Source organism: Acinetobacter sp. WU_MDCI_Abxd143 (assembly GCF_025514195.1).
Lineage (GTDB): Bacteria > Pseudomonadota > Gammaproteobacteria > Pseudomonadales > Moraxellaceae > Acinetobacter > Acinetobacter pittii_H.
Map to the genome: position 1 here is coordinate 36,998 of NZ_JAHPTH010000008.1, position 12,478 is coordinate 49,475.

Here is a 12,478-nt window from a genome sequence, read left to right on the forward strand (position 1 = left end):
GAGTTTATCTCCTCTTTTTTTATCGAGGCTGTTTCAATATTATTTTATATGGTGCGACTAAACAGGTTGATAAAATGAACTGAATAAGTAATTTGAGTATGTAAAAAGGGACAACATAAAAAGGTAGAGTCTGTAGTGCAGTGATACTCGTTGGAATAATTCGATCATAATAGCGACGACGAATTGCCAAAGAAGCATTTTTTCTCAATTCTTTAGATAAGCTCTGCTGGTTAATACAGTAAGCCTTTTTGGCTTCTGGATGTGTCTTGGAATAGTCTTTTAAGAATTGAGACATGCTTTGGCGGAGCAAAATCACTTGCCGTCTTACTTCAAAATGATCTTTTTTCTTTTTGGCTTGGGCAATAACACTGGTGTCATGGTAGCGGAAATAATTTAAACACTCATGCGTAAAGAAGATGTCACCTTGCGATACGATTTTTGCCCAAATTTCCCAATCACCAATAAAGCGTAGACTTGGATTAGCTCCACCTACATCGAAATAAGTCTGTTTTTTAAAAATGACACCACTGGCATTTGGAATGGTGTTTTGAGCATTTAAAAATCTTTCGATATATTCGAGACCATTCATTTCAAAATCATTTTCAAATAATTTTGAATCAACTTGATCAGTAAAATCTTTCCATGAACCCGTGACTTCACCTTGTGCATTCATTCGATGAGATTGGCTGTAGGCAAGAACAAGCTTAGGATTTTTTTCAAAATGAGGGACTAATTTTTCCAAAAATTGTAAGTCGGCAACATCATCAGACTCTGCAATCCAGATCAGATCGCCTTTTGCTAGATGCATGCCTTTGTTCCATTGGCAAAATGTTGAGCCTGAATTTTGTTCATTGATGATGCAATGTGAAACTTTCGGATGGCTTTTGTATTTCGCTAAAATTTCGGCACTATGATCGGGTGATAGATCATCTAAAAGAATCACTTCAAATTGCGAATAGCTTTGGTTAAGAATGCTCTCAATTCTGTCTTCTAAATATTGGTCATGGTTATAACTTGGAACAATAACACTAACAAACACGTGAGGGTGGCCTATACAAAATTAAAAAAGCTAAAACTTAAGCTTGAAGCAATAAGTCAACGACGGTCTCTATCCTATTTTTATAAGTATGACTCTGTTGAACTTTATACATGGCTGCTTCAGCGCTGATTATTGGATCTTTTAACTTCAATTGCAATTCTTGCGGATTCTCAAATGAAATAATTTCATTTTTGATATCAAAAGCATAGTTTAGATCTTCAACATACTCGCTTACCAAAATACAACCACAAGCCGGAGCTTCGAAACAACGCATATTCATACCTTGACGAATATTTTTCTTGTTAATGACATTCAAGATGTAACGATGCGTTCTGTAGAGTTCGGCAACTTCAGTCAAAGGAATATTGTGAGGGTGAACAATACTGTTTGATTTGCTGAGTTTATCCCATCCTTTCCCATAGACAGTGAGGGGAAGGGGAATCTGTTCAATGAGCTCTTGTCGATCAGGCGACCATGCGCCTACAAATAAAAGACGATCATCTTTTTGTTCATTGCTAGAAAAGAAGACATTTGGATTATAAGCAAGAGGCAGATAAATGGCATGATTTAGTCCCATTGCTCTCGCATCTTCGATAAAGCTAGAATCGGTAAAGCAATATAAATCAATGACGTCTTTAGATTTTAATAAGCGTTCATCAAAAAAGTCACCAATCCAATGTGCTTTTTTGCATGGAAAGTCTGCCAAAACTTGCAGTAAATGATCATTAAAATAAAAAAGATCGGCAATGAGAATCAAATCTGGCTGAAACGTTTGCAGTTTCTTTTTGAGTAAATTTGCCGTATATATATCTTTGTTTGGTAATAGCTTTTTCAGAAACCGATCGGTGGTATTGTTATGATTTAAGGCAAAGCCTTGGATTTCATAATCAGGGCTTTGATGGGCAGCAGCAAGAATATTTTCGTACCACTGCAAAATACCGCTGCGTTTACCAATGATGAGCAGTTTCTTTTGCATTACTTTTTATCCGCATTACCTTTGAGCACCATATAAATCAGTGCAACAAAGATAAGTAATGCACCGACTAAACTGCTTACACAGAAATAAAGAATACGTTGGTTCGTCGTGAGGTTAAATAATTCATTCGCAAGGATGTAGCGCATGAAAAACCATTGTGCGAGGGAGAATACAATCACGACTAAAGCATGTCGTCGTACATCTGGGCGCATAGCCATAAAGCTGACCTCTAAATTAAAAGCTCCTTATTATGCCACTGACCAGCTTATTCGCAAAGCATAGCTTAGGTAAGTCGAATATATATCTTATTTCTAATAAAAAACCCTGCAATTGCAGGGTTTTTTATTAAAGAGCAATTAAGCTTCTTTCTTTTGTTGTTCACGTAAGCGGATGCCCAAGTCACGAAGCTGGTTTGCTTCCACAGGAGCCGGTGCTTGAGTAAGTGGACATTCAGCAGTTTTCGTTTTAGGGAACGCAATAACATCCCGAATTGAAGTCGCGCCAGTCATAAGCATTACTAAACGGTCAAGACCAAATGCCAAACCACCGTGAGGAGGTGCACCGTAACGAAGCGCATTGAGTAAGAAGCTGAATTTTTCTTCTGCTTCTTCATCGGAAATACCAAGCGCTTCAAAAATCGCTTTTTGCATTTCTAATGTGTAAATACGAAGTGAACCACCACCAACTTCAGTACCGTTCAATACCATGTCGTAAGCAACAGAAAGTGCTTCGCCTGGATTGCTCTTCACGTCTTCTACGCTAGATTTAGGTAATGTGAATGGATGGTGAACAGAAGTCCATTTGCCATCGTCAGTTTCTTCAAACATTGGGAAGTCAACAACCCAAAGTGGAGCCCACTCACAAGTCGCAAGGTTCAAGTCATGACCGATTTTGACACGAAGGGCGCCCATTGCATCATTTACAATTTTAGCTTTGTCCGCACCAAAGAATACGATATCGCCATTTTCAGCGCCAACACGTTCAAGCAATTGCATTACGATTGGTTCGATGAATTTAACAATAGGAGATTGAAGACCTTCAATTCCTTTTTCGATTTCATTGACTTTAATGTACGCTAAGCCTTTTGCACCGTAGATACCGACAAATTTAGTGTATTCATCAATTTGACTACGTGTTAATGAACCTGCGCCCGGTACACGAAGTGCTGCAATACGGCCTTTAGGGTCTTTAGCTGGACCTGCAAATACTTTGAACTCAACTTCTTGCATTAAGTCTGCAACATCAACGAGTTTTAACGGAATACGCAAGTCTGGTTTGTCAGATGCATAATCACGCATTGCTTCGCTGTATGGCATACGGCGGAATTTTTCAAATTTTACGCCAAGCAAGTCGTTAAATAATTTAACAGTCATACCTTCCATCAAATCCATAATGTCATCGTCGTTTAAGAACGATGTTTCAATGTCGATTTGAGTGAATTCAGGCTGACGGTCAGCACGTAAGTCTTCATCACGGAAACATTTCGCGATTTGGTAGTAGCGATCAATACCACCAACCATCAACAATTGTTTGAACAATTGTGGTGATTGTGGAAGTGCATAGAAGCTACCATTTTGTACACGGCTTGGTACTAAATAGTCACGCGCACCTTCAGGGGTTGCACGAGTTAAAATCGGAGTTTCAACGTCTAAGAAACCATGATCATCTAAATAGTTACGAATCAAGTTGGTTACTTTAGAACGGAAGCGTAAACGCTCTAACATTTCTGGACGACGGATGTCCAAGAAACGATATTTTAAACGGTGTTCTTCTGACACGTTAATAGTGTCATCATTTAATGGGAATGGTGGAGTTTCAGATGCAGCAAGAACTTCGATTTCTTTGCCTAAGACTTCGATTTGACCACTCACCATATTTGGGTTTTCAGTACCTTCATAACGGCGACGAACACGACCTGTAATTTTTAATACATATTCAGAACGTGCTTTATCTGCAGTTGCAAATGCTTCTGGAGTATCTGGGTCAATAACCACTTGAACGAGACCATCACGGTCACGCATATCAAGGAAAATAACACCGCCATGGTCACGGCGACGATGTACCCAACCGCATAATGTAACGGTCTGGTCGATTTGGGCTTCAGTTAAAGAGCCACAGTAATGAGTTCGCATCATGATGAAGATTATCCAAACTATATTGGCTGAAAAGACGGATGCGTAAACCGCGCACCGTCAAAAAAATAAGTTTTCGATTATGCCCTGTTGAATGGCATGCCACAAGAACTAGATCAAAAAACAGCTATAATTTAGCTAAAAATGAGCAATTTGGCAGCAAGTTTAGCTATTTAGCCCATTCTTTGTTGTCCATCTAAAAATAAGAATAATAGACATCCCAAACTAAACGTACTTAACCAACCTTGCATAAACTCATTAATAGAGCGGCCAGTAAAATAATAGGTATCAGAATGCCAAACCTCATGGGGAATATAACGGGCATAGTCCCAAAATGAAAATAAGCCTAAAAGTGTAGATAAAGCAAATAAAGACCAAGCAAAAATTTTAATTTTATAATTTACTTTCCAATGCTGTTTATGGCGCTGATAGTAATGAATACTCATCCAGCCTAAAAAAGGTAATGCCAGAGCAGAAGAACCGAGTTGAAGAAGGCGATGCAATGGATAAGGACGGCCAAACAAGTGAACAGTTTGCGATAAAAAGTCTTGAAATATAAAAGTTCTAAAGTCTGAGTGGGTAAGCCCATCCCAAATGAGATGTGTTGCTATACCAATGAGTAGAGCAATTATAATTCCAATAAAAAAGCTAAAAAAATGTCTAAAAGAATCTAGTTTTAAATCGTGTTGGATACCAAAAAAACGGTAAACCACAGGTCGGTAAAGTAAATACCAAATGACACAGAATAATAACCCTAACGCAAGGTTTGGGTAGAAAAGCCCCTTCCATTGATGAGTCAGCATACCTGATTGCATTGTAAATAAGCGGTAAAGATCGGGCGTCATACTGCCAATTGCTAAGGCGGCAATGGGTAACGTGTTTCGGCTCAATTTAGCAAGTGGAGGGGCGATAACGGCATGAGAGATGGTAAAAGGCATTATAAAACAGGAATTACTCACATCATTTAATTGGCCAGTCTAACGAATCATCTGATTAGAAATGTTTTTTATTGCAAAACAACTGAAATGTTATAATATAACAAAACAAAAGGCGTAGCGATCAGAGAATCACCTCATGTTGTTCTATAAAAATATTTTGACCATATCCATTTTGGCTGCCATATCCATACCTGTATTTGCAGCAGAAAATGAAAATGTTGAGAAGTTAGAAACTATCCGCATCAAGGCGCACCCCCTTGAGCAAACTTCAAAAGATTTTGCAGTCGCTGATACTGTAGTTGACCAAAAGCATTTGACTGAAGGGGCCGCCACTATTGGGGATGCGCTCAATAGTGAGGTGGGGATTTATGCGAATCAGTTTGGGGCTGGTTCAAGTCGTCCGGTGATTCGTGGCCAAGATGGACCACGTGTTAAAGTTCTTCAAAATTCATCTGAAAATGTGGATGTCTCAACTTTGTCTCCTGATCATGCTGTAACAGTAGATCCAGTTCTCGCAAAACAAGTTGAAGTGATTCGTGGTCCCTCTACTTTATTGTTTGGTGCGGGAACTGTTGGTGGTTTAGTCAACGTTATTGATAACAAGATCCCTACACAAATGCCTGAAAATGGTTATGAAGGACAAGTTGGCTTACGTTACAACACTGGAAGTGATGAAAAGCTGGCGAGTGCTGGGGTAACTGTAGGGTTGGGAAGCCAAGTTGCATTACGTGTTGAGGGGTTAACACGTGATGCGAATAACTATATTGCACCAAACTATATTCATGAAGGTGAAAAAGAGCGCCGTGTAGACAATACCTTTGCACAAGGTGATTCAGTGAATGTGGGGTTGTCTTGGATTTATGATCGCGGTTATACGGGTATTTCGTATAGTAACCGTCGAGACCAGTATGGTTTACCGGGGCATAGCCATGAATATGAAAGTTGTAGCGCTCATCTAGGTGGAAGACCGCATTTGCATTGTGGTGACCATGAGCATGAAGAAGGTGAAGAAGCTCACGATCATGAGCATGAAGAACATGAGCACGAGCATGGCGGCCCATGGATTGATTTAAAATCTGAGCGTTACGATTTTAAAACCGAGTTAAATGATCCATTTGCAGGCTTCCAAAAGTTACGTGCGCAAGCAAGCTATACTGACTATCAGCATGATGAAATTGAAGAGGGCGCAATTGCAACCCGATTCCAAAACAAAGGCTATGATGGACGCATTGAGTTAGTACATAACCCGATTGCAAGTTGGGAAGGGGTAATTGGCGCACAGTTAGGTCAACAGAAATTAGATTTAACTGGTGAAGAAGCATTTATGGCCCCGACCACTACCAAAAAGTGGAGCGTATTTGCTTTAGAACATAAACAATGGAAAGACGTACATTTTGAGCTTTCTGCCCGTGCAGATCAGCAAGAAATTGATGTAGACGATAATTCTAAACAGGATTTTGATGGTTCAGCATTTTCTTACGCAGGTGCTGCGAATTGGGAGTTTGCACCGAACTATAAACTTTCTTTTGTCGCTTCACATCAAGAGCGTTTACCTTTAGCTCAAGAGTTATATGCAAATGGTGGACATTTTGCGACGAATACTTATGAGTTAGGCAATGATCAACTCAGTAAGGAAAAATCGAATAATGTTGAGTTAGGTTTGCATTTTGATAATGACAAACTCGATTATCATCTTCATGTGTACCATAACTGGTTTGATGACTACATCTATGCGCAAACCCTTGACCGTTATAAAGACTTCCGTTTAGTTCAATACACTCAAGATAAAGCTCGTTTCTATGGTGCCGAGGGTGAGATTGGTTATCAAATTACCCCAATATACAAGATCAGTGCTTTTGGTGACTATGTACGCGGTAAAATTGATGCCGAGGGTAACGCTCCACGTATTCCAGCGGGACGTTTAGGTACTAAAGTTGATGCAGATTTTGGCGATGGCTTTAGCGGTTCTGCCGAGTACTACCATGTCTTTAATCAAGATAAGATCGCAGCTTACGAGACCGAAACTGAAGGCTATAACATGCTTAATCTTGGCGTGGCATACTCTGGACAATATGGTGCAAAAACAGATTACCGTGTTTATATGAAAGCAAATAACTTGTTAGATGACACGGTTTATCAGCATGCTTCATTCTTATCAAATATTCCACAAGTTGGACGTAATTTTACTGTGGGTGTTGATTTTAGTTTCTAAGGCTTTAACACGAAACTAAACTTGAAAAATCAAGTCAAAAGACCTAATTTGAAACCATCAAGTTAGGTCTTTTTTATGCGTATTTTTCAACGAATTCATCAAAAGTTAAATTGGTCAGGGCGTCGTTATATGGCGGTATTACTTTGCGTTGTTGCTATTGCATATGTTGCATCGGCGATTTACCACACAGTAAAACCATTACCACAAGGGATTAACTTTAGTGGCAAGCTTAGACATGCCGATGTTAAATTTTTAGCAGACAAAACTTATCTTGATGCAAAAGGGCAACAGCAGGTTGACCAGCACATCTTTGATGAAATCTTGAAAATGATTGATGAGGCAAAAACCACGATTGTGGTGGATATGTTCTTGTTTAATTCAGAAGTGGGTGACTCAAAACTCAAGCAAAGACCATTAATGCAAGAGCTAACCGATGCATTAGTAAGTAAGAAAAGACAAAATCGCCAAATTCAGATCGTTATGATTACCGACCCGATTAACTCGGTATACGGTGGTATCAGCCCTGAACACTACCGTCAGTTACGTCAGGCAGGTGTTGATGTGATTGAAACGAATTTAGCCCCTTTGCGTGCTTCTAGCCCATTCTGGTCAGGCTTCTGGTACATCTGCTGTCAAAATATTGGCAATAACCCTGAAAAGGGCTGGTTACCAAATCCATTCGGTGATGAAAAAATTACACTGCGCAGCTATTTAAACTTATTTAATTTTAAGGCCAATCACCGTAAGACTGTTGTCGTTGATACCGATGCTGGTTGGAAGTCATTGGTGACCTCAGCAAATCCACACGATGGCAGCTCTAGACACTCTAATGTCGCGTTGGTTGTAACAGGGGCGACAGCTGCTGATGTTCTTCAAACTGAAGCTGCAGTTGCACAAATGTCAGGCAGTAGCTCCCCATCGCTCATTTTAGGTGACTTTGAGAAAGACGTAACTAAACCTCAAGTGCAAGTTTTAACTGAGGGCGCAATTTATGAATCTGTATTGAAATTGATTAACTCAGCGAAGCCGAAAGAGCATCTTGATTTAAGTATGTTCTATCTATCTGAACGTAAGATTATTCAAGCACTAAAAAATGCTCAAGAACGAGGTGTTATTGTTCGTGTTTTACTCGATCCAAATAAAGATGCATTTGGTAGACAAAAGAATGGTATTCCAAACCGTCAGGTGGCTTCAGAGCTACATGCTGCTGATATTCCAATCCGTTGGTGTGATACCCATGGCGAGCAGAACCATAGCAAAATGATCTTAAAATATAATACCCAACACGCTGAGTTGATCGTAGGATCTGCCAACTTTACGGCCCGTAATTTAAAAAATTATAACCTTGAAACGGATATGTTGGTCATTGGCAAAGTTCAAGATCAAGTTTTTAAAGATGCACAAGATTACTTCAATACCTCGTGGTCAAACCTAAAAGATAGACAGATGAGTGTGGATTATGCGAAGTATGCAGATGAGTCTAAAGTGAAGTATTGGATTTATCGTTTTATGGAATGGTCAGGGTTGTCGACTTTTTAATCACTATCTTTGGAGTTTTCCAAAAAATAGCAAGATGATTGGCGACATGGATGTCGCCGTTTCACTGTGTTGCAGGGAAGCAACATCAGTGAAACAAAGGTTTTTGTCACTTTTGACCTCTCAAAAGTGAGGCATTAGCCTATACAAAAGACATAAGAACATCACTGTAAGCAAAGGCTGTGCTATAAGTCCGATTTAAGGTGCTGGCGGAATCAATTGATCCAACGCTTTATCATCAAGTTTTTCTATTTCACTCAAATCTGTCTTAATTTTCCACTGCGACTCGTCGTCAACAGGATTCGGCAAACGTGCTTCAAGCCAATCACAGACCACATCTGGAGAAAACTCCGGATGATTACACTGAATAATCCATGATAAAAAATCTTTGGCTTCACCATTCATATAAGGTGGTGGTGAAACAGGAAAGAATAATGTGGGCAGACGTTCATTCGTCGATAGGTAATTTAAAACATGACCTAGTTCTTGAACTGTTTGCCATGCAAGTGCATGCTCTACGTCAATACTGAACTTAAACCACCAAGCATGTTCGCCATCTGCTCCATGAGCCATGATACGGGCTTCTTGTACACTTGGAACTTTGCAAAAGAATTGATGAAGACGCTCAAAACTGATTTCAGACACAGCAATTGACCTAGTTTGAAAATGCTAATGGTAGCACAGATACAGATTCTTCATATTTTCTTTATAGTCATTACAAAGTTTAGCAATCAAAGCTGTTTTATTCATGGTTTCTCCTCGACTGTCTTCTAATCTAGCTCCATATCAAGATTAAAAGGAAATAGGCCATGAAAAAGCCAATCGTTCTTGTTCTTTCAACATTGATGTTAGGTATATCAGCTACCGCGATGGCTGATTCAGGTCATCGTTGGGACAATAAACATGGTAAAAACTATGATCGATATGAGCATCGTGATGACCGCCGTCATGATTATCGTAATGATCACCGAGCGCCAGTTTGGTCAAACTCTGATCGTGGTAAGCATTATGGTAACTATGTTGCTTTTAAACGTGGTGAACGTATTCCTACCCAATATCGCCATAGCCGCTATTATGTTTCGGACTGGAGAGCGCACCGTTTATATGCGCCACCACGTGGATACCATTGGGTTAAAACCCCTAATCAATACTTATTAGTAGACTCAAGACATAACATTTATCGAGTTCGTTAAATGTAATATAACAAAGGCCTCTATTTTGAGGCCTTTTTCTATGCTAACTCGTCATCTTGCGGTTGAGGGGTTTTCAAATTATTTGAGGTTTTTGCGTGTTTCTCTTTCATTACTGATGGGTAGTGCCATGAAGCAAATCGTACAACTAAAATAGATAAGGCTAAAATCAAAATTGAGCCCGTAATAATGACTTGATCAATATCCGCTTTATGATCATGTTGAATATCTGAAATGAGTAGTCGGGTTAAGGCTGTAATTGCAACATAAATAAGAAAGCGCACAGGCATATGATTGGTTTTAAAGTAAATTCCAACCATTGCTCCCAATTCCAAGTAGATAAATAATAATAAAATATCATCAATTGAAGCGTACTTTTTGACAGTCAGAATTTCAAAAACGGTATTGGCTGCCGACCATGCCACCATACACCCGATAATAAACAAGGCTAAATAATGGAAGGCTTCTACGGCGTAATGTCCGAAGCGGTCAAGTATCCGTTCGTATTTTTTAGAATCAGGCATAATGAGATCTTTTGTTTACTTCATAATATTTAGAAATTAAACAAATTTTGTGCCAATGGAAATAGTAAATATAAAATAAAAAACGCCTGATTATTCAGGCGTTTTTATGACGATTTAATTCAAGTCAAGTATTGAGCTGAGATCTACTATAAATACAAAGACTATTTCAAATTTTTATATTGTTGAATGACATCTTCAAAGAGAATATGGCCTAAAAAGTTACCTGTACTCTTTACGGATTGTTCTTGTTCAATTGCATGTGCAAATTTAACCGCTGCCTCATTTTGTAATTGTTCATAAAGTCGTTCGCAGTTTGGAAATTGATCAATATCAATAACATTATGATATTTCAACCATCGTGCGATACCTGCGTAGTATCCGTCTACAAAAGACAATTGATCGCCCATTAGCCAAGTTTGATTTATCAGGCTATTTTCTAAAGCGGTAAATGCTTTTTTAACTTGGACTGCTCCATATTCACGTAATGCTTGTTTATTACTTTCTGATGAAGAGTGTTCAAGACTATACCAGAGTGGGCTAAATGCATTGAATAAAGTCGTATTCAAAAAAGCTAGTTTCTGATTAAAAAGATTAAATTGTTCTGTTCCTTGCTCATAATGAAAAGCCGCATTCAGGCTTTTTGCCATGATATGGTTCAAGATAGCCATGCTTTCCGTTAAAACTTTACCATTATCGTAGAGCAATGCAGGTGTTTCACAGACTTGATTAATTTGGCGGTATTCCTCGGTATTACACTGAGCCGGCATCTCGATTCTACAGAGCTGATAAGGTAAACCTGACCATTCCAAGGCAACAATTGAACCAAATGAGCAGCCAGAAGGGACGCCATAAAATAAAGTGAAAGTAGACATGATGATTACTCTTTTGTGATGTGTAAAATCATCTTAAGTCGCCAGAAAAGTTTCTAGTAGTTAGGTATTATGAAACTTATTGTCTACATATATGGACATTGAAGAATGCTACTTAGACAAAACTTGAATGATGTTTATCTCTTTGTTGTTGCTGTAGAACATCAAGGATTTTCTGCCGCAGCTAAACAGCTCAATTTACCTAAATCAACAATCAGTAAGCGTGTTGCAATATTAGAAAAAAAGCTAGGCTTAACGTTAATTCACCGTAGTTCGCGTAGTTTTGTTTTAAGCGAAGCAGGAAAACTGTTTTATCAACATGCCAAAAATGCAGTAGATGAGTTTCGTTATGCAGAAGAAAATTTATTAATACAACAACAAGAGCCAAGTGGTGTAGTCCGGTTGAGTGCTTCTGTACCTATTGCTCAGTATCTTTTATCAGATTGTTTGCCTGAACTTGCGGAACGTTATCCTAAGTTATTATTACAAGTAGAGGTAACTGATCGTTACGTTGATGTTATGAGTGAAAACTTTGATATCGTGATCCGTAGTCATTTTCAACCATTACCGGATTCCGGATTAATTCAACGTGTACTTAAAAATGATAAAATTATTGCTGTTGCAGCACCTACTTATTTAATGGACACAGCCTCAATTAATTCACCACAAGATTTAGTGGACCATCAAGGCTTATGGCCTGAGTTGCAAATGAATCCATGGCATTTTCAAAATATAAATGGTCAGAAAGAAATAGTACGGCCAAATACTCGCTTTGTAGCAAATGAATCGGAGACGTTGAAGGGGGCTGCAAAAAGGGGATTGGGTATTACACTTTTACCTGAAACTTTTTGTATTCATGAATTATCGAGTGGAAGTTTAATTAATGTTTTGCCAGATTGGTCTGCCGGTAGTGTAACGACCAGTTTATTAATGCTAACAAGACGAGGGCTTTTACCAAGTGTTAATATTACCGCCGAATTCTTGGTCGAGAAGCTAAAAACTTAAAAGTTATTCTTGTTTTTATGATCAGAAACAAAAAACGCCTGATTATTCAGGCGTTTT

The 12,478-nt window shown here is 38.8% G+C and carries 12 protein-coding genes; 4 read left to right on the plus strand and 8 right to left on the minus strand.

Features of this window, described 5'->3' with window-relative positions:
* Positions 1–19: 19 nt before the first annotated feature.
* The 5 genes from KTI79_RS13920 to KTI79_RS13940 all read right to left on the minus strand — a co-directional run bounded on the left by KTI79_RS13920 (position 20) and on the right by KTI79_RS13940 (position 5,085).
* Entirely contained in the window at positions 20–1,039 is a 1,020-nt protein-coding gene (locus KTI79_RS13920; RefSeq protein ID WP_000498151.1) for a glycosyltransferase family 2 protein, read from the minus strand.
* Between the two features lie 37 nt (positions 1,040–1,076).
* Positions 1,077–2,015: a glycosyltransferase gene (locus KTI79_RS13925; RefSeq protein ID WP_001170031.1), complete on the minus strand. Its 939-nt coding sequence runs from the start codon at positions 2,013–2,015 to the stop codon at positions 1,077–1,079.
* On the minus strand, positions 2,015–2,233 hold the full coding sequence (locus tag KTI79_RS13930) for a hypothetical protein (RefSeq protein WP_001251491.1): 219 nt from the start codon (positions 2,231–2,233) through the stop codon (positions 2,015–2,017). The genes KTI79_RS13925 and KTI79_RS13930 overlap by 1 nt, the downstream gene beginning before the upstream one ends.
* A gap of 138 nt (positions 2,234–2,371) precedes the next feature.
* A complete protein-coding gene (gene aspS / locus KTI79_RS13935) occupies positions 2,372–4,150 on the minus strand; it encodes an aspartate--tRNA ligase (RefSeq protein ID WP_000986451.1) in 1,779 nt (592 codons plus the stop codon).
* 170 nt (positions 4,151–4,320) lie between these two features.
* On the minus strand, positions 4,321–5,085 hold the full coding sequence (locus tag KTI79_RS13940; protein WP_045900295.1) for a DUF4184 family protein: 765 nt from the start codon (positions 5,083–5,085) through the stop codon (positions 4,321–4,323).
* A 136-nt stretch (positions 5,086–5,221) separates the two neighbouring features.
* On the opposite strand from KTI79_RS13940, the gene znuD reads away from it, so the two are divergent.
* Positions 5,222–7,297 carry a zinc piracy TonB-dependent receptor ZnuD gene (gene znuD / locus KTI79_RS13945; RefSeq protein ID WP_086375822.1) on the plus strand — a complete coding sequence of 692 codons (2,076 nt, stop codon included), beginning with the start codon at positions 5,222–5,224 and terminating at the stop codon, positions 7,295–7,297.
* Between the two features lie 75 nt (positions 7,298–7,372).
* The gene (locus tag KTI79_RS13950; protein ID WP_086265226.1) at positions 7,373–8,836 is read left to right on the plus strand and encodes a phospholipase D family protein; all 1,464 of its coding nucleotides are present in this window, start codon (positions 7,373–7,375) and stop codon (positions 8,834–8,836) included.
* Positions 8,837–9,031: 195 nt separating this feature from the next.
* Here the strand turns inward: KTI79_RS13950 and KTI79_RS13955 are convergent, their stop codons facing one another.
* Positions 9,032–9,478, minus strand: a complete 447-nt coding sequence (locus KTI79_RS13955) for a hypothetical protein (RefSeq protein WP_002116392.1) — start codon at positions 9,476–9,478, stop codon at positions 9,032–9,034.
* A gap of 164 nt (positions 9,479–9,642) precedes the next feature.
* On the opposite strand from KTI79_RS13955, the gene KTI79_RS13960 reads away from it, so the two are divergent.
* Positions 9,643–10,026 carry an RcnB family protein gene (locus tag KTI79_RS13960; RefSeq protein WP_086265225.1) on the plus strand — a complete coding sequence of 128 codons (384 nt, stop codon included), beginning with the start codon at positions 9,643–9,645 and terminating at the stop codon, positions 10,024–10,026.
* A gap of 38 nt (positions 10,027–10,064) precedes the next feature.
* Here the strand turns inward: KTI79_RS13960 and KTI79_RS13965 are convergent, their stop codons facing one another.
* A complete protein-coding gene (locus KTI79_RS13965; protein ID WP_086265224.1) occupies positions 10,065–10,547 on the minus strand; it encodes a phosphate-starvation-inducible protein PsiE in 483 nt (160 codons plus the stop codon).
* Positions 10,548–10,708: 161 nt separating this feature from the next.
* A complete protein-coding gene (locus KTI79_RS13970) occupies positions 10,709–11,419 on the minus strand; it encodes a glutathione S-transferase family protein (RefSeq protein WP_086265223.1) in 711 nt (236 codons plus the stop codon).
* 123 nt (positions 11,420–11,542) lie between these two features.
* On the opposite strand from KTI79_RS13970, the gene KTI79_RS13975 reads away from it, so the two are divergent.
* Positions 11,543–12,421, plus strand: coding sequence for a LysR substrate-binding domain-containing protein (locus KTI79_RS13975; RefSeq protein WP_086265250.1), 879 nt, complete (start codon positions 11,543–11,545; stop codon positions 12,419–12,421).
* Positions 12,422–12,478 lie beyond the last annotated feature (57 nt).